The sequence below is a fragment of the Parasphingomonas zepuensis genome (assembly GCF_036663735.1).
Classification (GTDB): domain Bacteria; phylum Pseudomonadota; class Alphaproteobacteria; order Sphingomonadales; family Sphingomonadaceae; genus Sphingomonas.
In genome coordinates, this window is record NZ_JAXOJO010000005.1 from 388010 (window position 1) to 411265 (window position 23256).

At 58.6% G+C, this 23256-nt stretch carries 16 protein-coding genes; 9 read left to right on the forward strand and 7 right to left on the reverse strand.

Going from position 1 to position 23256, the window contains the following annotated elements:
- Positions 1–111 precede the first annotated feature (111 nt).
- From U1769_RS19855 to U1769_RS19885, 7 genes are all read left to right on the forward strand, one after another.
- Complete coding sequence (locus U1769_RS19855; RefSeq protein ID WP_332719515.1) at positions 112–771, forward strand: class I SAM-dependent methyltransferase; 660 nt, start codon at positions 112–114, stop codon at positions 769–771.
- Positions 771–1865, forward strand: a complete 1095-nt coding sequence (locus U1769_RS19860; RefSeq protein WP_332719516.1) for a glycosyltransferase — start codon at positions 771–773, stop codon at positions 1863–1865. The genes U1769_RS19855 and U1769_RS19860 overlap by 1 nt, the downstream gene beginning before the upstream one ends.
- Before the next feature lie 115 nt (positions 1866–1980).
- Positions 1981–3105 carry a glycosyltransferase family 4 protein gene (locus U1769_RS19865; protein ID WP_332719518.1) on the forward strand — a complete coding sequence of 375 codons (1125 nt, stop codon included), beginning with the start codon at positions 1981–1983 and terminating at the stop codon, positions 3103–3105.
- Positions 3045–4589 carry a lipopolysaccharide biosynthesis protein gene (locus U1769_RS19870; protein ID WP_332719520.1) on the forward strand — a complete coding sequence of 515 codons (1545 nt, stop codon included), beginning with the start codon at positions 3045–3047 and terminating at the stop codon, positions 4587–4589. The genes U1769_RS19865 and U1769_RS19870 overlap by 61 nt, the downstream gene beginning before the upstream one ends.
- Positions 4586–5476 carry a beta-1,6-N-acetylglucosaminyltransferase gene (locus tag U1769_RS19875; RefSeq protein WP_332719522.1) on the forward strand — a complete coding sequence of 297 codons (891 nt, stop codon included), beginning with the start codon at positions 4586–4588 and terminating at the stop codon, positions 5474–5476. Before U1769_RS19870 ends, U1769_RS19875 begins: the two co-directional genes overlap by 4 nt.
- A 71-nt stretch (positions 5477–5547) precedes the next feature.
- Positions 5548–6231, forward strand: coding sequence for a hypothetical protein (locus U1769_RS19880; RefSeq protein WP_332719524.1), 684 nt, complete (start codon positions 5548–5550; stop codon positions 6229–6231).
- Between the two features lie 342 nt (positions 6232–6573).
- Positions 6574–8598, forward strand: a complete 2025-nt coding sequence (locus U1769_RS19885; RefSeq protein ID WP_332719526.1) for an acyltransferase family protein — start codon at positions 6574–6576, stop codon at positions 8596–8598.
- Positions 8599–8720: 122 nt separating this feature from the next.
- Here the strand turns inward: U1769_RS19885 and U1769_RS19890 are convergent, their stop codons facing one another.
- From U1769_RS19890 to U1769_RS19920, 7 genes are all read right to left on the reverse strand, one after another.
- Entirely contained in the window at positions 8721–11354 is a 2634-nt protein-coding gene (locus U1769_RS19890) for an O-antigen ligase family protein (RefSeq protein ID WP_332719528.1), read from the reverse strand.
- Positions 11355–11660: 306 nt separating this feature from the next.
- Positions 11661–12998 carry an O-antigen ligase family protein gene (locus U1769_RS19895; protein ID WP_332719530.1) on the reverse strand — a complete coding sequence of 446 codons (1338 nt, stop codon included), beginning with the start codon at positions 12996–12998 and terminating at the stop codon, positions 11661–11663.
- Positions 12999–13035: 37 nt separating this feature from the next.
- Complete coding sequence (locus tag U1769_RS19900) at positions 13036–14259, reverse strand: glycosyltransferase family 4 protein (protein WP_332719532.1); 1224 nt, start codon at positions 14257–14259, stop codon at positions 13036–13038.
- 60 nt (positions 14260–14319) lie between these two features.
- Positions 14320–16536, reverse strand: coding sequence for a GumC family protein (locus U1769_RS19905; RefSeq protein ID WP_332719534.1), 2217 nt, complete (start codon positions 16534–16536; stop codon positions 14320–14322).
- 550 nt (positions 16537–17086) lie between these two features.
- Positions 17087–18256, reverse strand: a complete 1170-nt coding sequence (locus U1769_RS19910; RefSeq protein ID WP_332719538.1) for a glycosyltransferase — start codon at positions 18254–18256, stop codon at positions 17087–17089.
- A gap of 202 nt (positions 18257–18458) precedes the next feature.
- The gene (locus tag U1769_RS19915) at positions 18459–19613 is read right to left on the reverse strand and encodes a glycosyltransferase (RefSeq protein WP_332719842.1); all 1155 of its coding nucleotides are present in this window, start codon (positions 19611–19613) and stop codon (positions 18459–18461) included.
- Positions 19579–20523 (reverse strand): sulfotransferase domain-containing protein, encoded by a 945-nt coding sequence (locus tag U1769_RS19920; RefSeq protein ID WP_332719540.1) that lies wholly within the window; start codon positions 20521–20523, stop codon positions 19579–19581. Before U1769_RS19920 ends, U1769_RS19915 begins: the two co-directional genes overlap by 35 nt.
- Before the next feature lie 100 nt (positions 20524–20623).
- Here U1769_RS19920 and U1769_RS19925 point away from each other — a divergent pair, with 100 nt between their 5' ends.
- Together U1769_RS19925 and U1769_RS19930 are read left to right on the forward strand one after the other, a co-directional pair.
- Complete coding sequence (locus tag U1769_RS19925) at positions 20624–21931, forward strand: oligosaccharide flippase family protein (RefSeq protein WP_332719542.1); 1308 nt, start codon at positions 20624–20626, stop codon at positions 21929–21931.
- A gap of 165 nt (positions 21932–22096) precedes the next feature.
- On the forward strand, positions 22097–23152 hold the full coding sequence (locus U1769_RS19930) for an acyltransferase family protein (RefSeq protein WP_332719844.1): 1056 nt from the start codon (positions 22097–22099) through the stop codon (positions 23150–23152).
- Positions 23153–23256 lie beyond the last annotated feature (104 nt).

Below are 23256 nucleotides of genomic sequence, written 5' to 3' on the forward strand. Positions count from 1 at the left end.
TCTATTATATTGACATATTTAGGTAACTTGGATTTATGGTTACTACGGTTTTAGCTAAATAGCCCGCGCCGATCTCGCGGATATGGTGCGAACAGACGATGGGAGTATGCAATGAGTTCGAACTCTGCGACTGACGCCAGAACAGGGTATCACGACTTGATCCGTCGCGACGTTGTGCAAGGCGTGCCCAAAAAGGGTGGCGTCTTGCTTGACGTCGGCGGGGGCATCGGCGCCACGGCCGCGCATCTCAAGCAACTCGGGCTAGCCGATCGTGCCGGAGTGGTGGATCTGGTGGAACGGCCGGAAGGTGCGCCGCCGCTGGATTTCGCCTATAATGGCGATCTCACCGATCAGGCGTTGCTGGATCGCATCATCGCCGAACAGGGGCCGTTCACGACGATCCTTTTCCTCGACATTCTCGAGCACCTTGTCGATCCATGGGCCCTTGTGAAGAAATTCACCGCCGCCCTGACGCCCGATGGGGTCATCGTCGCCAGTATTCCCAACGTGCGGTGCCTGGAATCCCTGTACCCGCTGGTCGTAAAGAACGACTGGACGCTTCGCGACGAAGGGATTCTCGACCGGACGCATTTGCGCTTCTTCACGCGTTCCTCAGCGATCGACCTTATGACCAGCAGCGGGCTGAAGCTCCAGAAGGTGATTCCCCTTCCGCATATGGGGCGGAAATATCGCCTGTTTCGCAAAGCCACGCTTGGCCTCGCGCAGAGCCTGACCGACCGTCAATATCTGGTTCGTGTGGGGGCTGAGTAATGAGCCTGCCCGACGGTGTTGAATCCGTTGCAGCTGCGCGGGTGTCAATTGCGATGGCTTCGTACAATGGCGAGCGCTTCATCGAGGAGCAGCTGAACTCGCTCGCCAGCCAGACTCATGCACCGTACGAGCTGGTGATATGCGACGACCAGTCGACCGACTGCACCCAGCAGATCGTCGAAGCCTTCGCCGCGCGGGTGCCCTTTCCGGTCCGATTCATTCGCAATCCCGACCGTCTCTATTTTTCTTCGAACTTCATGAAGGCTGCGGGATTGTGCACCGGCGACTTCATCGCCTTTTGCGATCAGGACGATATCTGGGATCCGCGCAAGATCGAGGTTTCCCTCAAGGCGCTCGCTCAGCCGGATGTGGTGCTGTGCGTCCATGATGCGACCCAGGTAGATGATGCGGGCAATGTGCTGGGGCTCGAGACTCGCAAGGTTCCCAAGGGAATCCTTCCGGGTCTGGATCCGCTGATGGCATTTTCGGGTTTCACATGCACCTTCCCGCGCGGGTTGATCGAGCTTCTTCCTGCGGATCGGCGGCCAATGGATGTGATCGAAACCAAGCGCAAACTATCGCACGACCGCTGGGTTTGCTATCTCGCCTCGCTCGTCGGCTCCATCGCGAACCTTGATGAGCCGCTCGCACTCTATCGGCAACATCATGACAATGCAGCGGGCTGGATGCGGCAGAAGCGCGGCAAGGCTGAGCTGCTCGATTCCTTTCGCAACAAATTCGGCTTCTATCTTCAGAAGCGCCTGAGGATCATCTCGGACTTTCGCAAGCTCTCGGAAGAAGTCTCGCTTGACGGGCTGCACGCCGACATTTTTTCCGCAGAACGTCTGGAGATCGGTCGAGAACGTTTACGTCGCTACGAGGAAATTTTTGAGTGCCGCTACGCTGTCGCCAGACCCGACAGCCGTTTCGCTCGCCTCAGAAACCTGGCCAAATGCTGGCAAAAGCGCGTCTATGACGATCCGATCAGTGGCGAGAGGTCACGGCGGAGCGCGGTGATGGATGGGCTGGGCGCATTGCTGGCGCGTCGTGGGCAGGCCGACAGCGCCAGACGGCAGCTCGCCCAGTCGGCATGAGAGTCGGCCCGATATCAATGGGTCGGCAAGTCCGGGCCAGCCCGGTCATTGTCGTCTGCCGTGACACCCCCCACCGGACGATGATCTCATGCGCGGTTCAAACGGGTTGCCCGCCATGCGCCTAGTGTATGTGCACAACAGCCCGGTTCCGAACAAGGCAGCAAGCACCGTGCAGGTGATGCGGATGTGTTCCGCTTTCACCCGGCTGGGACATGATGTCGAATTGATCGTACCCGTTTCGGGCACGGAAGCAGCGCCGACCGCAAAAGAAACTGCCGATTATTACGGATGTGCCGGCGAGTTCGCGATCCATCGCATCCCGTTGGGACGGGCCGGCTGGTTCGGGTTCGCTTATCATGCCGCGCAACGCGCGAAAGCTGTGCGGGCCGACCTGGTCTATGGTCGCTGTGTGCGGTCCTGCGCCGCAGCCGCGATGCGCGGCATGCAGGTGATGCACGAGGCTCACGGACCCCTGGAAGCCTATTCTCGCAGCGGACAACTGGCATTTGCCTACCTCGCCCGCTCATCCCGGTTGCGACGCCTGGTCGTCATCAATCAGGCGCTGGCCGATTACTACGCAGCGCGCTTTGCCACGCTTGCCCGCCCTCCTCTCGTCGCCCCCAGCGCGACGGACCCGGTGAGCTCGTTTCCGCCCCTTCGTCCGTTTCCGGAAGGCGGCCGATTGCGGATCGGTTATGTCGGCTCGCTCCATCCCGGCAAGGGTATGGAACTGATCGCCGAACTCGCTCGCCGCACCGATCATGAATTCATCGTCGCTGGTGGGGACGATGAATCGATCGCGCGGTGGAAATCACAGCTGGGAAGCCGCGTAAATTTCCTCGGCCATGTCCCCAACCGCGACGTATCGGCGATCATCGGCAGTTTCGACATCGCGCTGGCACCCTATCTGACCTCGATCAGCGGGGCGGGAACGCGCTTCAATCTGGCGCAATGGATGTCGCCGCTGAAACTGTTCGAATATATGGCCCATGGCCGACCGATCATTACCTCCGATCTGCCGTCGATCCGTGAAATCGTCCAGGATGGTGTCGAGGCGATGCTGTGCGATCCGGCGCACCCCGATCAATGGATCGCCACTGCCGAGCGGCTGGCGGGAGATTTCACATTGCGGCAGCGCCTCGGCGCGGCGGCATTGGAGGCCTTCAGAGCGAGTCACGAATGGTCGGGCCGGGCCAAGCTCATCATCGCCGCCACTGCGGCCCAGGAAGCCGCCGCATGACTTCGACCGCAAAGCCACAAGGCTATCGCAAGCGTACCGCCTCTGGATTGGCATGGCTTCTGTGCGGGGCAATAGCGGGCGCCGTCTGCCGCGTCGGGGTCCTGGCCGTCTATGCCCGGCTGCTCGCGCCAAGCGACTTCGCCACAATGGCGGTTGTCGGCATCTGCGTCGAATTTGCGACGCTTTTCACGACATCAGGTATCGTCCGCACGCTGATTCTGCGCGATGTCATTTCGCAGGAGCAAATCAGGACGGTCTTCACCGTCAGCTTTTCCAGCGCGATCGTCGCCTCGCTCGTCCTGTCCGCCGCGTCGCCGCTGATCGCCACCGCATTCCACATTCCGCTCCTGGTGGGCGTCCTATGCGTCAGTTCGCTGTTGTTTCCGATCATGGCCATATCGGGCGTCTCGATCTCGCTCCTCGAACGCGATCATAATTTCAAGCAACATACCGTCAGCGGGATGACGAGCTATATTCTGGGGAACGTCTTCGTCGGCATTCCGCTGGTTCTATTGGGGGCCGGCGTATGGTCGCTCGTCGTGGCGCAACTGGTCTCCGCGGCGACGCTCAGCATCATGTTGCTACGCGCGCAGCCGCACAAGATGGGCTTTTACTTCCGGCGCAGCATCTACCTCGACCTGATGCGTCAAGGCACCGGCTACTCGATCCAGCGGTTCGCCAACCTCATTGCGCTTAAGGGCGCCTATTTCGTCACGGGCAGCGTTCTCGGCCCAACCTCGCTTGGCTATTACGAGCGCGCCAATGCGCTGGTGAACATTGCCAATCAGGTGCTCGGCAACAGCCTCGCAGGTGTCTTGTTCCCTGCCTTTTCGAGGATCAAGGACGACCGGGAGCGGCAAAGACAGGCTTTCGTCCGGTGCCTGAGCGCAACCGCCATGGTTTTCCTTCCGGTGAGCGCGGTCGCGTGCACGCTTGCTCCAGAACTTGTCTATCTCCTGCTCGGCCCGGGTTGGGACAATGTCGTCGTCCCGTTCCAGATCCTGTCCGGGTGCATGTTCCTGCGCGGCGCCAGCAAGGTGATGAACGTGGTGACGGATACGAGCGTTTCGCTTTACGGGGGCACTGCCGCTCAGGTGGTTCAGGCGGTCGGCGTGGTCGGCGGAGCCTATTGGTCCTCCCGCTTCGGCGTAGTCGGTGTGGCGATCACCACTGTCCTGGCGTTGTTCCTGAGCTTCCTGTTGCTCAACTATTATGCGTGCCGGGCTACCGCCGCCACGGCGCTCGATGTCTCGAAGGCAGTATTGCCGGGGCTGATCGTCGCTTCTGTCGCAGCGGCGGTATCGTGGCTTATTCACATGGAGTTCGTGCGGCTTGGCATCCACCCCATCGTGTCATTCATCGTGGGAGGTGGCGCGGCCGGCATCGTGGTTGCCATCGGCGTATTCGTTCAGCGCGAAACGCTGCTGCCGGAAGGGTTGCTCTGGCCCAAGAAGCTCCTGGCGCGAAAAGGGGGTGCGGCATGAAGCACGCGGTTGCGATGACGGCGTACAAGGATTTCGCCATTCTCCATTCTTCAGCGCGCAAGCTGATCGCCAATGGTGCCGACGTTTTCGTCCATATCGACAAGAAAAGCGCTTACACTTCGGCCCAGATCGCGGCGCTGCGCGACGAGGGCTGCCGGGTGACCCAGCGCTATAACATCCCGTGGGCCGGATATGATCACTTGCGGGCGATCGTCGATCTGCTCGACGAGATCGTCGGCACTGGCGAGGAGTATCGCTATGTCCATATCATCTCCGGCCAGGATTACCCGGTCAGGCGGTTTGGGGACGCCGAAGAGCTATGGGATGGCACGATCTACATGAAAGTGATTTCCCGGGATGCGTTCCCGGAAAATGTCGAATCGCGCATCGCCAACCGCAGCGTCCTCTACCGCTTCCAGACTCTTGGGCGGCTCTGGAATATCGCCGACAAGGTCTCGACCTTCGCTCAGAAGGCGCTTGGTCTGAGGCGGCTTAATCTGCCGTCCGAAACGCCCCTGTTCAAGGGCGAGATCTGGCTGTCCCTCCCCTATCGAGCCTGCAAGGATCTGCTGACCAGACCAGAAAGCAGGATGATCCTGTCGGAACTGCGGACCACCTATATCTCCGAGGAATTCTATTTTCAGACGCTCGTGATGAATTCGGAATATGCAGACCGCGTCACGCCGAGGAACCTTCGTTACACCGACTGGAAATCCGGCCGCGGACGCCCGGCTTTTCTGGACGAAACCGATTATGAGCAGATTCTTGCGTCGGGCGATATCTTCGCTCGCAAGATCAGCAGTGATATCTCGAGTAATTTGCTGACGCTTCTCGAAAGAAACGACCCATCGCGTTTCATGACAGAACGAGTCGCACAGAATTTCTGATATCTCCGTCTGCCTTGATGGGGATCGACCGCTTACGTTAATTGGCACCTGGCTACTGAGAGGGCTCCGATATGCTCAAGACCAATCTGAAGAAAGCGCTTGCCGCGATTGGTCTGCGCCGGAACTGGCACGCCTCAGCCTTCGGCATGGCGCGCAGCTGGTCCAATCAGGAAATTGCCAAGCTCGCGCTGGTGTCCCGCGGCAAGGTTGTAAACGTCAGTGCTTGGGAAGATAAAGATAAAAACGGAAAATTCTATCGCGAATATTTTACCAACGCGGAATCCTATCACATCACTAACTACGGAACAGATCAGGGCGTACTTCAAGGCACGGAGAATGAGATATTCCTTGATCTTCAATCTGGGTTGCCGGAAAATCTGCGACACTCCTTTGATACCGTTCTAAATCACACCACACTCGAACACATATATGATTTTCATACCGCTTTCACGAACATGTGTGAAATGTCGAACGACTTGGTTCTTATCGTTGTGCCGTGGCTCCAGCCATTACATTCCAACTACGGGGATTATTGGCGCTTCTCGCCACAAGCGATGACGAGAATGTTTAGAGATCGTGGATTTACGACACTCTATCTTTCATGGAACAAAAATCCGCATTCTTCCGTGTACGTAGTAGCATTGGCGACGAGAAATCCTGAAAAATGGGAAGGCCAATTCGGCGAGGGGATCGATCCCACCGCACCAGATTTTCTTGATCTTCCTGGGGATTTTCCTGGGAAAAACCTGTTCTAATGCGAAATGGTTCCGACCGGACTTCCATTAGGGCGGTGGGCACCCGTCCGATGGGATTTCAGCCCCGCGGGCTCTGCGGTCATATGCTGCGTAGCATCAATGTGGCAATTTCATGCTGCATCGCAAGACGAATGTGGGTAAGCCAATCTATAGTAATTGTGTCGTTGTGACAGGTGGGTCTGAATGAATTGCATGGTAGGTAGGGTCGAGCCGATGTGCTCACGGCAGTCGTTCTTTCCATGCCACTGACTCAACGATGGTCTCTGGATTCGCATGAAACTTGGTCCGGACAGGCCTGGCATTCAATATCTGCGATATTTCCACAATACGCGTCCGTGCACAGTGACTGATGCTGTGGCCAGCGGCATTGGTCAGCCGGTCCATACCAAAAACGGCGAACGCGCGACGCCCGCTGCTCTGCATGATACGCCCGAAAGGGCTCGCTATCGCAGTGACATCGATGGACTGCGTACGCTTGCGGTAGTTCCTGTCGTTTTATTTCACGCCGGGTTTCGGGGATTTAGTGGCGGTTTCGTTGGGGTCGATATTTTTTTCGTCATTTCCGGATTTCTCATTACCGGCATCCTTCACCGGGAGGCGCTCGCAGGCGACTATAGCATACTGAAATTCTACGAACGGCGTATAAGGCGCATCTTCCCGGCTCTTTTCACGCTGCTCGCGGCCACCTACGTCGCCGGGGTTTTCATCCTCCTGCCCTCGGAGATGGTAGGACTAGGTCGACAGTTGCTTGCCACCACTCTCTTCATCTCGAATTTGTTGTTTTGGCACGATAGCGGCTATTTTGAAGCTGCGTCTGTAACTAAGCCCTTACTCCACACCTGGTCGCTGGCGGTTGAAGAGCAATTCTACATTGTCTTCCCACTGATTCTGCTGGTGGTGGCGCGGTGGCGCATCAAGATGCTGCTGCCATTGATCGTTATCGGTGCGTTGCTATCCTTCGGCGCAAACGTGGCGCTCATTCGCCTAATGCCCGACGCGGCGTTCTATTCGTTGCCGACGCGAGCATGGGAACTTGCGATCGGTAGTATCCTCGCGATCGTCCCACGCTATGCAGGGCGATGGCGTGAGGTGATCGTACTGGCCGGGGTCGTTGCGATTTTCATTTCGATCGGCCTATATTCGGAAAGCACGCCGTTCCCCGGATACGCAGCTCTACTTCCATGCTTGGGCGCCGCCTCCATCCTGTACGCCGGCGAAGGCACCTTAGTGGCTCGTGCGCTATCGGTGCCACCGATCCGGGGAATCGGTTTAATCTCCTATTCGCTCTACCTGTGGCACTGGCCGATCCTCGTATACGCCGCATTCATCTTCGGACGCCCCCTTTCAATGCCGGTCGCGACCGCCGCGGTCGTGCTATCAGTCCTGTTCGCGACGGCATCTTGGTGGCTGGTCGAACAGCCTGTACGACGTAAGGCCAGCATCCGGACGATCTGGATCATAGGCGGGGGGTGCCTCGCAATCAGTTTGGCCGTGTCAGTCGCGACGATTTTGGCCAATGGCTTTCCGGGCCGCTACTCACCCCCGGCGAACGCGATAATGGCTGCGGCGTCAGCGGAGAATCGCGCGTTAGAGCAAGGGTATAACTGCCCGGTTGTACGCTTCGACGGCGAGAAGCGGTTCGGGGCTTGCGCGCTCGGGACCGGCGCTGACCATCCCCTGGTCGTTGTGATCGGCGATTCGCACGCAATGGCGCTTCGCGACGAGTTCGACCGTGTTATGCGTGCTCAGGGAATCCCAGGAACGCTGGTATCTATCGCGGGCTGCCCTCCGCTCATCGGCTTCGACCGGGTCAGGGACGGTTCGCAATGCGCGCTCCACGAAAACCGAATTCGCCAATATGTTGAGGAGGTTCGACCAAAAGCAGTCCTTCTCGTGGGGTCGTGGCGCGGAGCATTGTTCTCGAAGGATTCGGTTTATCTTGGCCGTACTAGTCACGATGACGATTCCAGACTGGCGAACATCGCCGCGGCGCTTTCCGCCACGGTAACGCACTATCAGGACAAGGGAATGAAGGTGGGTGTCCTATTGCCCGTGCCAGGTGCGCGCGACGACGTGCCCAACACACTGGCGCGAGGCACGCGTCAGCCTCTAGCCTGGGCGAAGAGTGAGTTCCAAAACGACTTTCAACGCTTCTATGAAGCCGTGCGAGCTGCACGCCCTGACGTTATTGAAGATCTCGCAGCGCCGCTTTGCTCCGACCTGTGCATGGTGCGGACCGATCGACCGATCTATATGGACGCCAACCACGTAAATGCTGCGGGCGCGCGATTGGTATCGCCAGTGTTGGATCGGGCGATCTCACGGCTGGTCCGCAGCCCTTCCCCATCAGTGCCCAGGGTGCAATGACCTCCGCCACAATATGGTTTTGAGGCATTCAGACACGATTTGCCCGCATCTGCGCCTGCCAAGACCGTCCTGTGGATCCATCGAGAATGCGGCAGGTGGATAGTCGCCGAACTGGCCAACGGCTACCGACGGCGGATAAGTAACCCGTCCATGCCGACCTCCACATCCCCAAACGCAGAACTTGCGGTAATGCTCAACGTCTGACTCCCGCACCTATTCGGCACATCGAAAGTCAGGCGTTGTGGGGCCCAGTCTTTTGTCGAAGTGCCGATCACGAACTCGCGCAGGGGAATCGGCCCGTACTGGCACCTAAGCTCCAACCTAACTGCATTGACTGACCCATGTTCGAGAACGGCTAGATAGGTCAATTCGTAACGCCCTGGAGCCAGCACAAGCAATTGCGATAATACGGTGCCCCCAACGCTTTCTCGGGGTAGCTGGATATGCAGCGCCGGACCGACATTACTTTCAGAGCGGGGTGGCGTCGTTACAGTCGCACCCGATTGCTGCGGAATTTTCCAGCCAAATGGGCCTGATCCAACGGCCCCCGCGTCCGTAGCTGCAAGAATGTCGAAATTCCCATCGACAATCCCTGCGCGCGGATCGTCGACGATACCTCCATTGAGTTGCTGCCATGCTCCGACCAGTTGAGCGGCCTGGCCCTGCGCGATCGCCGCCGTGAAGAATCGCCCCGTATCTCGTTCCATCGGTCGCTTACCGAGGCGGCCCAAATCTTCAAGAAGCAGGGCGACCCCCGAGGTGGTGTAGGGCATTCCATCGGACAGATAGCCAAAGAACTGCTGCATCCAGGGCGGATTCTCGGCCATTCGGGCCGCCAGTGCAGTGCGGCCCGCCCGCGTCGCGAGCATACGCTGCAGGCGCGGCATTACCACCTCGGGATGAAACTGGATGCGCATCAGCGCGTCACCCGCTTGGGCCGCGGTGACGAAGTCGCCCTGCTGCAGGGCCCGGTCGAACATCCAGATCTGGGCAAAGCCATCCCGCCATCCCAGGCGTGCCGCCAACGTCATGGCCGTGTCGACGGCGTCTGTCTTGCCGGCGTTGTTCGCCGTACGCCCCAATATTCGCAATGCCCTGGCGTTCTGGAGCGACATCCCCAGCGCCTCGAGGGAGAGGCTCTGCGCGCGGCGCATGTCCCCCCGATCGGCGAAAGCCTCTGCTTGTGTTACCGCGGAATCGGTCGAACTCATAACCCCTTCCTGCAACTCCTGCTGCGGATGCAGCGTCAACTGCCCGTTATCGACGATCCCGAAGCGAAGAATTAGGAGGGCAAGCAACAATCCGATGCCAACCACGATTGCCTGTGCGATCGGGCGGAAAATCTTCCCCGACCGGTCGTTGCGGGAACCCGTGAGCATCCTGTGATCGGTATCGACCGGGCCGCCAGATTCGCCCGCCTGGGGCCTTTCCGCGCCACGCCCCCTCTGTTCGCGGAATGGAACCCAGACCATCCCCAGCAGCATGCCAAACAGGGTCAACAGCGCGTAGGTGCGAAGTGGATAATCCGCGAGGGAATGCAGCAGCAACGCCACGACGGCGATTAACGCGGTTCGCGCGATAAGCGTTGAATCGTCGAGCCTGGGGGCCCGGAGAATAGCGCGCGCACGCCAGGCAAGCGCCGCCAGAAATACTGCCAGGGCGGCGATGCCAATAACGCCCGCCTCCATCGCCAGTTCGAGATAATCGTTATGGGCATGGTTGAGGTAAACGGGGGTTACGCTGCCCAACGGCTCGATGGCCTGGTAGGACGAGGCAAAGGTCCCGAAACCGGATCCTGCCGGAAAATAGGCCCGCACGCCGTAGAGGACCTCCGGCCAGAAAACCGACCGCTCGTCGGAAAATCCACGCGCGAACCGCTCGACTATCGTACGGCCGGCATGGCTATATTGCAGCAGCAGCGCACTGGCACCCGTCACCGCCAAGCTCAACAACACCATGCGTGCACGGGTGCGGTGGAACAGCAACAGGCCAGAACAGCCCAGGCTTAGAGCGAGGAGGGCCACGCCCATCCGCGAAGCGGTCGTCAGCGTCACGGCGACAAGCACCATGCCAATGGCGACGGCCGGTACCCAGGATCCAGAACGGCGCGCACCCGAACGCATTGCCAACGCAACCGCGAAAATGGCACCCACATAGCCGAGGGCCGCCTGGTGATTGCGATTTGCGAAAAGTCCCACGGCAAAGTTGTTATGGGCCGATTGGAACAGATATGGGCCGCCGGCTGCGACCTGGATCAGCCCGAACACCATGCTGAAGGCGGCGATACCTGGCACTGCCCAAGCATACCCGGTCCGATCCCTCGCTGAAATCTGCTGCATCGCCAGGAACATCGCCACTGGCGCGAGCAGGCTCAACCATGCTCGCCAGGTCGCGCTGGCGTTCAGTGACAAGGGCTGCCACATCGTCGGATCGATGAAGGCCGCGATATCACCCTGCACATCCCGCCCTGGCAGGGCCGTCCAAATCGACGGCGGGAGGGGAATCAACTGGAGAAGAGGCAGCCCGAGGACAACCAGCACGCCGAATATCGCATCCTTTGGTGGAGGCGGCCCTTCCCAGCTCAGAAGAGTCACTACCAGCACCAATATCGCCAACAACCCGATCAGCATCGCTCGCATCGGATAATAGCCGCTCGTTCCGCCGAGAAGAAATGCGGTGACCAGCAACAGGAGCGGCAAAAATGTTCGCACGCGCTCCTGCGTGATACCGGCCCTGAACAAATCCGTCGCTGCCATGATCACGCTTCCCCCAAAACGAAATCGACAATTAGCGGCAAATCCAGCCCCGGTCATTGTCGGTTTTCGGCCCGTACCCAGGGGCTTTTGCAGCAAGAGCATGGCACAGCGACACAGGAGGTCAATGCGCGCCCGGGACGAGTTTTCGCCCAAGCCTGGCTGGCGCCCCCACGCGAGCGTCGTGTGCGGCGATGGCAAGGCGAGCGCCATTCCACTTTCCACGATGATGGGTCAGTAAAACGAGAGGCCATCTTGCGCACTAATCAGTATCATATCGACGATATCCGAACTTTTCCGGCTTCTTCACTAAAGAACGTACCGTTGCTGGGTGTGCTTCGGCGCGACGCTACCGTTAAGCTGCAGGATTCGTTCGTCTGGGACATTTCGACAAACAAAGAAGGTACTGAGGCCTAGAAACAGGTAGAAAAACGGCAAGGTGGAGGGGCCGAAGGAATCACTCATCTGATTGGAAAGCAGGTAACTCAACATCGCCATCAGGGAACCCACGAACGGACCACGGCTTTGTGGATCCGACATCGGACTCGTCGGAATCGCGGCCAGCTGACGGCCCGCCGACATAGCGCTAACAATATACCTCAAGATAATGACGATAAATGTCAGTATAAGAACAAACCCGGGGAAACCCGTGGTCCTCAGTGCATCGAAGAAAATATTATGTGAATGCTCGACAATACTTGGGAACCTTTGGCCGGCTCCTGCACCAAACAACGGGCTGGCTTTGAATGTCTCCCAGGACTCAGCCCATAGATCTTGGCGGGCCAGCACCGTGCCGTATTCGCCGATCTCTTCATCTCCTCCGAAAATCGAGCCCAAAACCGTGGACGCCCGCACGTTGACGATCGCAAGGATGGGGATAGCAAGAGCTACGAGTACGCCGACCACCGCATAGTCGCGAAACACGCCCAGCATCGCCAACCGCGGATTCCGTTTCAGCCGGGCAAGCAAAATAACGGCTACCAGCGCCAGACCACCGACCGCGACGAGATTCGTCTTCGAACCGGAAACGAAGAGGCCCGCGAGGCTGATCAGGGCACCTGCATTAAACGGCATGGATCGAAAACCGCTCGCTAGTGCACAACAGAGGAAATAGATGCTCGCCATAGCGACAACGACACCCAGCTGATTTGGGTGCTTAAAGAAACCTGGCATGCGATCGCCGTAGCTGCCATTGCCAGCAAACAGCGAAACGCAGAGCACGATACAGAACAGCGTCATCGTCAGGTTTCGTGTTTGTTCACCGGACCGGCGGGTACGCGATAGCGCAAAAACAGCCACCACGAGGCCAACGCCACTGGCGTGGCCATAGAGCGGCCGGAAAACGCGGAGGAAGGATGGGACACCAAAGGCAGTGATCAGGCTCCAGACGGAGTAAATTCCGATTACCACCAACAGGGTGAACAGCAATGAGCGAGCTCCTGGCAATACTTTTTTCAAGAACTGAAGCGCGGCCTTGCCGTAGCCGAAGATGATTGCGGGAAAAATCACAATCGAGAGGCTGATATCGCCGATGCGCGCCAGCCCCGGCATGCAGAGTAGCAGAAAATACAGATAATAAGGTGCGGTCTCGATCGACAGCATCGCGCGGAGGCCGCCGGTTCTCGCAGCCTTGATAACGATAGCCATGCGTTTGCCTTCCCTGCGCGCCCTGTCCGACGTCCGACTATGCCGCTCGAACGACCTGTTCGAATACCGTGGTCATCTCGGTCACGAAGCGTTCCTGGCTGAAAGGCTGATCCCAATAGCGTCGATACGCTTCGGCGGACAGAGCCTCAACACGAGCATCGTCATCGAGCACCGCCAACGCCTCAGTCAGCGCACCCGGATCGTTCGAGCGAAAAATGAGGCCGGTCTTGCCGTGATCGACGACTTCGGAGGCGGACGAGCTGTCGCTGGTCAGAACCGGCGCCCCGCTTGCCAGCGCTTCGAGCACAACCATCGGCATGCCCTCATACCATAAGGACGGAAACAGCAGCGCCCGAGCTTCGCGCATGGCTTCCTTCGCCTGAGTAGATGTCTGCCACCCGCGGAATTCGGCGCGGGGCAGCATCTCGCGCAACCAGCCCGCGTCGGGGCCGTCGCCCACCACCACGAGATCCTCCTGTCGATCGGCGAAAGCGCGGGCGAGGGGTTCGATCCCCTTTTCGCGCGAGATCCGCCCGACATACAAATATTTGGCGTCGGGCGAGCGCGCTTCCCGTGGCCATTGGACCATATCGATCGGATTGCGCATAAGATGGATCGCCGCATGGGGCGGCAGGAACGGCGCGAGAACCCGCCGCTGCAGTTCGCTCAGGACGATGAAATCCCTGCCCCCGGCAGGATAGCCGGCACCCCGCCGCATCACCTCATGCCGGGCGAGACGCCACACCTTGTGCGCGCGCGACCGTGAATCGCAGTTCGCCAGAAGGCATGCCGGCCCCATTGGCGTCCGCTCGCAGATGCTGAGCTTGGGATAATCGAAAAACCCCCCATTGGGGCAGGCCGAGAAATATTCGTGGAGATGAAAGACCGTATTGACCCGCGGACGCATCAGCGGCGGCAGAACCGAGGGCGACAGCGCTTTGGACCAGGTATGGACGTGGAAGACAGTCGACGACAGGTCCGACTCATCCACGATAGTCTGCAACTGCTTCGCCGCAGGACTATTCCACAGGCCCTGTGTGAATGCAGCACTGCGCCGATTGTTTCGCCGAATATCGTCCTGGCCCATGGTGACGGTTCGAACGCCTGCCTCCAGCAATTCGCGGTCCGGCTCACCAGCGGCGGCAAAGAAAGTCACGTCGACGCCGCGCCGTGCAAAGCCAGTCGCGGTATCGATTGCGCACCGCGTGGCGCCCGCCCCCATGGAGGAATCGGCAAAATCATGGACGACGACCAGTTTCATGCCCGTCCCTTGGATGTCAGCGGCCAGACTTTTCCACCGCGGCAAAAATGGCCCGGTAATTTAGGCACCATTTACGGTCGCAGACTTTGTCGTGCCAGTGTCATCTCCATAATTATAGTAATATTGATAATAATGCCCATCATCGCGATTGGCGATGAACTTGGTCATCATCACGCCGAGAATTGGCGCATTTACAGAGCGCAGGCGATTCAACGACTTGGCCAAGCTCGATTTCGTCACACTAAGCGACTCAGCGACGAACACGACGCCCTTGACATGCACCGACAGCAGCAGGGCATCGGCGATGCCCAATACCGGCGGACTATCGATCACGATGAGGTCGAAGTGCCGGTGTGCCGACCTCAACAAAGCGTCGACCCGCGAGCTGGCGAGCAACTCGGTTGGGCTTGGCGGTATCGGGCCGGACGTCACCACACTCAGATTGGCCGTTCCGGTCACTTGAATGATATCGTTTTCGGTCACGTTGGAGGACAAATAATCGCTCAAGCCCACGCGATTCGAAAGCTTGAGCAAATTGTGCACTGTCGGACGCCGCAAATCCGCATCCACCAGCAGCGTACGCTTGCCGAGCCGTGCTGCATTGAGCGCCAGAGCATAGGCAGTGGTTGACTTGCCCTCACTCTGGCTGCTGCTCGTGATAAGCAGGGTTGACGGAAGACCTTCCGGTCGCGCCAGAGCGAGACTGGCCCGGGCCGAGAAATAGGCTTCCGCAAGCGGCGAGCGCGGTCGATCGAGTTCGTCGAATACCGACACATCCTCGTCGATCATCGGAATGACGCCTAGCACCGGCAGCCCGACCGCGAGAGAAACATCATCCGGCGTGCGCAGGCGCTGATCCATCTGCTCCCTGAGCAGCACGATCACGAGACCGACGAACAAACCGATCACAAGCGCAACACTGAGATTGAGGAACAGGCTCGGTGATTTCGGCGAGCCGGGCGGCACTGCTTGATCGACGACCGTGACGGTGCTCTTCCCCACACCTGCCGAAGCACTTACTTCCTTCTGGCGTTGAAGCAGCGCGTCATAAAGCGCACGATTGGTGTCGACGTCACGCTTCAGGAAACTGTACCGGACACCCAGCCGTCCCTCGTTCAGCGCCGAATTCTTCAGTTCCTGGACGCGCCCCACCATGCCGGCCTCCTGCCGGACAGCGGACTCATATTGAAGCCGAAGCGACCTGACGACCTGACGCGCGGCATCCAGAACTTCGGACTGCAGCGCTGCGAGCAGCGCGCGATCCTGGACGACGGTCGGATGATCGGGACCGAGTGTCCGCATATCCTGGCGAAGTTTGGCTTCAGCGCCTCCACGAGCGCCCTGCAGCCCTTGCACGCGCGTGTCAGCAAGAACCTGCGGCACGCTCATTAGCGGTGCGCCCGATGCCGTCTTCCAGAGCTGTTCCGCCGTCATGCGTTGCGCCACGGCCGCGTTGGCCGCGCTGCTAACCTCGCCAAGACTCGTCCAAGTCACCGTCGGCTGCGAACCATCGGAACCGGAGTTCGCGCTGACGATGCCAGATTCTCGAGCATAGTTGTTGAGCGCAACCTCGGAGGCCTCAAGCCGTTCCTTTGTGGTCTGCAACTGCCGCGCGAGAAACTCGCGCGAATATCCCGAGCTGTCGAATTGACGCTTGAGGTCAAGTTCGACGGCCGCTCGAGCATAAGCGTTAGCCAACGTCGCGGACAGCAGCGAACTATGCGAACTGGCAACGACCTTCGCGATTTCCGTGCCCTTCGCAAGATCAACGCTGACTGACTGCTGGAGAAACGACACTGCTCGCTCCTCGATGCGCTTGGCGGCGACGGGTGTCTGCCCCGGCGTGCTCGACAGACCCGAAGCCGCCAGGAAAAGTGGATTGGTGAGCAACCGCGTCTGACGGAGCACTTCCCGTGCCGTGGAGCGGCTTTCAATGAGGTCGATCTGGGTTTGCGCGAAGCGGCCGAAATCGGACCTGGCAGCGGCCGGCACCGGATTATCGCTACCCACATTGACGATGTTAGGCACCTCCTGTTCTATATGAATAGAACTTTGGGCGACATATGTCGGATCCGTCAGCAGGGTGACGACGAGGCCGCCCGCCAGCGCGAGCACCATCGCACCAACCAGGATCCATTTGCCGCGCCGGACTGCCTCAAAAAGCCAAGATATGTTGAGGTCGAATGACGCGTCAGCCTGATCGAGATCCGACTGGAAGCCTGCCACCGGCAGAGCCGCCCGTCGGGCGTCAGAGAGCGAATAATCTTCGTTAGTCACACAACCTCCCAAGGGACTCTGACGTCGACACCTTACATTGGCGTCCCGCTCGACCGGCCAATCACGACTTGGATCGGCAGATCCTTATCTCGTTACCGGACCGAAACAACAACCCGGTTATTTGCACAGCTCCTCACCTTCCCCCCACGGAGGCGTAGGAGCGACAGCCTGTGTACAACCCACTTCGTGCACTCCAACGCCATCGTCTATGTGGCGCCTTCCGAGATACCAGGCCACGTCGATGCCGCGTAGCGCATCAGGCATTGCCACGCGAGAGGCCATATCGCGCCTATCGGGCATCTGATCGACCCCCGACATGGCAGAACCATGCGAACCCATAGTCATGATAGCTACAGGCGATCGCAGCGCCTTTATCCGAGCGTCCGCGCAAACCGCAGTAGCGCCGCGGGAATCCGCCGCCATGCCGATCATGATTCCACCTCCGCCCGTTGCACCGCAACATGCTTAATACTGCGTTAGCGACGACTCTACTACATAGTTGTCCTAGTATCATCTGATTTTTGCTGCGATGCAGCATTCTGTGGAAGAATCATCGCGCAGGAGGGGAAGATCGTTGTCGCCGTTCAACGAGCACATCCCGATAAAGCGCCAAGTGCAAATCAACACACCGGTCCATACCGAAGGTTTCATCGCTCGCTAATGCCTGGACACTCATCTCCTCATAGCGAGCGACATCGGCCAGCGCCCACTCGATTGCATCGGCCAACGCTTCCGGAGCGCCAGGCAGCACCAGCCGTCCGCTGACGCCTTGCCGCACGATCTCGTTGCACCCGCCAACGTCTGTAGCGACGATGGGGAGCCCAGCCTGATGGCCTTCGAGCAGAGCGATTGGCAAACCTTCGTATCTGGACGACATGACCATCAGATCGCTCTCTGCCATCAACGCGTCGACTTCGATGCGCGTGCCCAGCAATAGCACCCGCTTCGACAATCCCAGTTTGTCGATCTCGGCTTGAAGACGTGGATGTTTCGGCCCCTCGCCCGCAATGAGGAAGCGGATGGGAATACCCTTAGCGTCGAAGTGCGGCACTATCCGGGCCGCCGCATGAATCAATGTCGGATACCCCTTCTGCGCTGTCAGGGCTCCGACGCTCAAAATGGTAATTCCTGAACGCGGATAGCGTCGCGGCGATGCCCGGCCATTCGCCGGCACCGGAGAGCCGTTCGCAATGCGCTTTACCGGTCGACGAGAGCATTGTTTCAGCATCACTTCGCACGGGGCACAGATCGCGACATTCCGATCAATGAAGAGATCAAACAACCGGAACAGCGCCTTCGGGAAGGAAAGTCTGGTGTTGTGAAGCGTGAAGATCGTCGGAATATGGATGCGGGCCAGGGCCTGGAACAGCAGTCCATATCCCAAATGGACGTGCATGAGATCAGGCTGAAAGCGCTCGATTACGCTTTGGAGTCGACGGCCGCCGCGCCATGGCAGCGCCCGGCAGCGATGACCGAGTTCCGACACCTCGACGCCGTGTTCCCGTAGCGTTTCCAGAAAGTGCTGCTCATAGGCCCCGTCCGTGCCGCCATCTCGCGCTGAGGAAACGTAGCAGATCATCACGGCATGACCGCTCCTCGCCATCCTGCAGGCGAGGTTGCGTACGAGCACCTCTGCACCACCCGCTGCAAGAGAGGAGATCAGGAACAGGATTCGCAATCTGGCCTCTGCAAAAATAATCAACCTGTTAACGGACGCCAACTGGTCAATCCGTTATCGCCCTTGCCCGACCTCCTCGCCGGCAGCCCACGTTCACCTCGCTCGCCCCGCGCAAACCCAAGGTGTCTGTAGCATGCCAAGGTTGCTACGCGGTTCGCCGTATGAAGGGAAGCCAGCGCCATTCGCCAATCTGCGGCCGGGCATTACCACATCACGATGACGAGGCGAATCAGCAACGCAGAACCTATTCTGCCATCCCGCAGATGGTCAGATACTCTTCCGCGATCAGGGTGGCATTGAAATCCCGGCTCCGGAGACGTGCGTCGATCCCTCCGCTCCGCAATGTCCGTATGATGGCCGCGGCGAGTGCCTGAACATCGTCGACAGCCACAAGCATACCCCACCGCCCGTCACATAGGATTTCGCGCGGACCATGGGGACAATCTGTAGCGACAACCGGCGTGCCGGCCGACATCGCCTCAATCAGTACGGTCGGAAGCCCCTCCCAACTTGAACTGAGAACAAAGACGCTCGCACGTCGGTAGAACGGCCAGGGATCCGCCTGGAAACCAGCGAAGGTCAGGTAATCGGATATCCCGAGCTGGTCAGCCAGCCGCTCCAGGCTCTCCTTTTGCGGCCCAATGCCCAATATCATGGCGCGACAGTCGATCTCCTGCCGAACGAGGGCAAATGCCGATAGGAAAAGGCTGAAATTCTTAGCTTCGGTCAGTCGACCGGCAGCCAGGACGAGAGGCCTCGATTGGTTAACGAGCGACTTGGAGCCAGACTCGAGTACTTCATCCTTTGGCCCATGATTGGTTTGATCAACGATCACGGGATTATGGATTACCTGTATTCGGCGCCGGTCGAGGCCGATTGCTCTATGTAGATCGCTGGCGGCTCCTTGCGAAACACAGACGATATGATCAGCCCGACGGTACAGCAGCCGCGTCGCAGCGAACAGCACCGCGCGCCACAGCGGCGGCTGCTCCGCAAACTCGCGGGTGATGGTGCTATGAACCGAGAGGACGAGCCGCCGTGGCCTCAGCCTACCCCAGGCGGATAGCGACACCATCAGATTCACCGCAAAAGCGAAGCCGATTACCAGATCCGGTTGTGCGGACCGCAGATAACCGCGCAATGGCAGGATGCCCCACGCTGCCCTACTCACCTCCAGCTTGACCAGATTCACACCTTCGGGAAGCTGGTCGAGCAACGGACCCTCGGCACGAACAAGGACGAGATCGACCCGATAGCCCTTGTCGCGGAATTCGGCGGCGAGGTTGAGTGCAGCACGTTCCACGCCCCCTCCGCTCATTGAAGCGACGATAAGGGTTATGCGTGGGGCACCGGTTTGGGCGACTTCAACGATGCCCCGCTCCTCGTGTGGAAGCCGCATTTCTGCCGCGCCGGTAAGCCAGACCGGGCCGCCCTGGATGCTTCCATGCGCCGAGATCACGACCCGTCAATTGCTCGAGAAGAACGACTTCGGACTCAAAAAGAATCTGCAGATGCTGACGAAACGCTTCGTTCCTGTCCCATGGCCGCAGAACACTGTTCCACCGATCGATCGCCGGCAAAATGCCGAAACTGCGGCGAATTCCCGTCGCCTCCTTGAACCGCGCCAGCCTTAGCGCCAATTGCCGCACGATATCGCTACGCCGCCGTTTGGCGCGGTTTACCGGCGCGAAGCTGGGACGATACGGCGCCAGGCCGAGGCCGTGCAGGAGGCGAGAGAACGCGGCTTCCGCGTCAGTACGAAGGTCATCCAAAAAGACCAGTTGAACGCTCTCTGGATCCACTGTCTTGTAAAGTCTTTCAAGCTGCGTGCCTAACCGACAGACGTCCTCATACATCAACCTCTTCATCTCGCTATGGGGAGGTACGCTCGCTCCGGAGCGTCGTAGTGACTGCATGTCCCATGCCTGACGGAGATCGGAGACCACCTCCTCGCCCGCGAAAAGATTCTGAGAGTGGAGCGAGAAAACCATGTCGGCTGGACTTCTGAGGCACACAATGAATCTCGCGTCGGGACGTACCTTCACGATTTCCGGCACTGCTACTTCCGAATACAGGTACCAGGCAGAGGCCTCGACGGCGTATTTATATCCGCCAATTCCACCCGTAAATAAAGATTCATATTGATCGAGCGACGGCCTGAAATTATCAAGATGATCTGTATTGAAGTAGTTCGGCTCTTTCTTTGAAGAAAATTGTATTTCGGGGTGCCCCGCCAGCCATTCATATATGGTGCTGGTACCGCACTTGGGGGCGCCGATGATGAAAAGGTTGGGATATCTGTTCCGCATGACACCAACACGAAGGCAATGGTCTGGCCATTGACCCGAACCACCCTGACGGTCAAGAGGGCGGTGAGCATCCCCACGCCATCGGAATAGCAGCCCTCTGATGCTTCTGCACCAACGCATCAAATTGGGCATCCAGTATCTGACCGCCCCAATGATCGCGGCATTCGGCCTACGCTTCATGTTTATGGCGTCTGGTCTGCTAACCTCGCTCATGCTGGCGAGGATGCTCAGCCCTGCCGGGATGGGGGCCTACACCGAAGTCGTTGCCTGGGCGTTGCTGATCGGGGGACTATGCCAGGCGGGCTGGGTGCCGTTTCTCATCCGTGAAATCGCTGTCCGCAGGTCTGCCGGACGTAGCGATCAGATTCGAAGCCTCGCAACATCCTCGGTGTGGATAGTCACCGCTATCGGCGCAGTTGGCGGAACGGCGTTCATGCTCTGGGTGCGCCTTGATGCGGGCTATGCGGCCAAGGAAGAGTTACTGCTGTTCACCGTTCCGCTAGTGCTGGCGATATCGGTCAGCGCCATATGGCAGGCACAGGTTCGCGCGCTTGGCCGGCCATTGTGGGGCCAGGTTGCCGACTATCTGGTTCGCCCCACCAGCCAGATCATTCTCCTGGCATGCCTGGCCACAGGGGTGATCGCACAACCTTCGGCATCGGCAGCGTTGACTGTGTTGTTGCTGTCAAGCATCGTCGGCGTCGCCATCGCCTACCTGCTACAACGTCGCGCGATCAACGATCTGCCCGCTGGTGAGAGGCGCGAGCCACTCGGTACGATCCTGAACAAGTCGATGTTGTTGAACACCCTGATCGCCTGGGCTTCGACGCTCAATGCGCAGATAGGCATCATCCTCTTGGCACAAACGGCGCCCGCATCCGATGTGGCGCAGTTCCGTGTCGCACAGCAATTGTCCATATTGATGAGCACCGGGCTCATCGTTTCGGCAACCCTGTATGCCCCCCGCCTGAGTGAGCTTGTGCAACTTGGCCGAATCGACGAGCTCCGACGTGTCAGTCGGCGCATTTGCGCAGTGTCGCTTGCGTTCGCCCTGCCCATAGCGCTGGTCTATTTTCTTATGCCCGGCGCAACGTTGGGACTGGCATTCGGAAGCTATTATTCCACGGCAACGTTGCCTCTGATGTGCCTGACTGTCGGCCAACTCGTAAATGCAGCATTCGGTGCCGTGACCCCACTAGCTATTGCGACAAGAAACGAACGGGGCGCGCTCCTCGTCCATGCCATCTCAGTGAGCGTAAACCTGATCCTCTGCCTCGCCCTAGTGCCGCAGTTCGGCGCGTTCGGCGCGGCGATCGGAGCGTCGGCCTCGCTGATCAGCTGGAATTTACTGCTGTTCATTTTGTTGTGGAAGCGAGCAGGGATTCGATCCTTCGCTTTCATGCGATAGCGATCGATTCGCTCATAATTGGTCAGCCCAACGCGCCGCCAAGCCGAGCCGCAAGCCCGTCCGGACACATACCGCATGAGAAACAACTGAGAACCGTGATTGCGGTAGGCCAACCTAATCGGTCATGCTACCGAAAATCCCGCATCTAGGGTGAAACGGGTGAATATGCGCAAAGATTTGACTAACATTCAGCAGCTTCGTGGCATAGCCGCGTCACTCGTAATGTTGGCACACGTGGTACAAAGCGCTCAAAAGCGTGCATATGCAGATGATACGTTCTTGATTAATGGCACGATCGGGGTGGATATATTCTTTGTAATCTCTGGCTTCATAATGGTCGGCGTTACACATCAGGCATTTGGCAGGGAAAATTCCTCCATTACATTCTTGGTCCGAAGACTCATTCGAATCGTGCCGATTTATTGGCTTTACACTTTCTTGTTCGCGCTCATGTTTGCCGTCGGCGGCGCAATGACGTCAGTGCATGATTTAGTTTTTTCCCTCACATTTATACCTTATGATGCGAGCGGAAAGTTGCGTCCGATTTTGGGCGCCGGGTGGACGCTAAATTACGAAATGCTCTTCTATCTGGTTTTCTCGATAAGCCTCCTCTTTCCGAGGAAGATTGGGATCTCCATGCTATTCCTAATTCTCGGGTTGCTCGTATCACTTGGCATGACTTATCCCACCGGAGTATTTTACTGGTGGAGCAGACCCATAATCCTCGAATTCCTGGTTGGGGTCGTGGTAGGGATAGCTTATCATGGAGCGCGCTCGCCCGTTGAATTCCCGCGCCCCCTTCTCAGCATCTTGTTGCTGACCATCGGGTGGGTCGTAGTGGCGCGGATATCTGGATATTCTGATGCGCTGTCCTGGCGCCCAGCTGAATGGTTACTCGCCGGAGCGATAGTCACTATCGCCGTTTTTTCGCGCCAAACCCAAGGGAAAACCTATATAGAGTCGGCTTTGGTGAAGCTTGGTGACTGGTCATACAGCCTATACCTTCTCCATATTATTATCTTGCTTGCCGCAGCCAAAATATCTGATACGATATTTGGAAAAGTACTTCCTCTGTGGATTGCTATACCGTACGCTATCTCCATTATAGTGGTCAGCACAGCGTGCGCGTTTTTATCTTATCGCTATATTGAACGTCCATCGGAGCAATTCCTCCGCAGGATCTGGGAGGGGGGCTTTCGTCGCGCACCCGCAGCAAAGTGACCTGGCCGGCAGGGCGCCGTCAGGCTCAGCGGCGTGCCGATATCGACTTCGCGGAGCGATACCGGACAGAGATCGGCTCGAAGAACTGACTTTGACTTCGCGGC

What these genes read in the sequence shown, in the direction of transcription:
- U1769_RS19855 (WP_332719515.1), top strand. Translation starts at nt 112, where the DNA reads ATGAGTTCGAACTCTGCGACTGACGCCAGAACAGGGTATCACGACTTG.
- U1769_RS19860 (WP_332719516.1), top strand. Translation starts at nt 771, where the DNA reads ATGAGCCTGCCCGACGGTGTTGAATCCGTTGCAGCTGCGCGGGTGTCA.
- U1769_RS19865 (WP_332719518.1), top strand. Translation starts at nt 1,981, where the DNA reads ATGCGCCTAGTGTATGTGCACAACAGCCCGGTTCCGAACAAGGCAGCA.
- U1769_RS19870 (WP_332719520.1), top strand. Translation starts at nt 3,045, where the DNA reads ATGGTCGGGCCGGGCCAAGCTCATCATCGCCGCCACTGCGGCCCAGGA.
- U1769_RS19875 (WP_332719522.1), top strand. Translation starts at nt 4,586, where the DNA reads ATGAAGCACGCGGTTGCGATGACGGCGTACAAGGATTTCGCCATTCTC.
- U1769_RS19880 (WP_332719524.1), top strand. Translation starts at nt 5,548, where the DNA reads ATGCTCAAGACCAATCTGAAGAAAGCGCTTGCCGCGATTGGTCTGCGC.
- U1769_RS19890 (WP_332719528.1), bottom strand. Translation starts at nt 11,354, where the DNA reads ATGGCAGCGACGGATTTGTTCAGGGCCGGTATCACGCAGGAGCGCGTG.
- U1769_RS19895 (WP_332719530.1), bottom strand. Translation starts at nt 12,998, where the DNA reads ATGGCTATCGTTATCAAGGCTGCGAGAACCGGCGGCCTCCGCGCGATG.
- U1769_RS19900 (WP_332719532.1), bottom strand. Translation starts at nt 14,259, where the DNA reads ATGAAACTGGTCGTCGTCCATGATTTTGCCGATTCCTCCATGGGGGCG.
- U1769_RS19915 (WP_332719842.1), bottom strand. Translation starts at nt 19,613, where the DNA reads ATGCGGCTTCCACACGAGGAGCGGGGCATCGTTGAAGTCGCCCAAACC.
- U1769_RS19920 (WP_332719540.1), bottom strand. Translation starts at nt 20,523, where the DNA reads ATGCGGAACAGATATCCCAACCTTTTCATCATCGGCGCCCCCAAGTGC.
- U1769_RS19925 (WP_332719542.1), top strand. Translation starts at nt 20,624, where the DNA reads ATGCTTCTGCACCAACGCATCAAATTGGGCATCCAGTATCTGACCGCC.
- U1769_RS19930 (WP_332719844.1), top strand. Translation starts at nt 22,097, where the DNA reads ATGCGCAAAGATTTGACTAACATTCAGCAGCTTCGTGGCATAGCCGCG.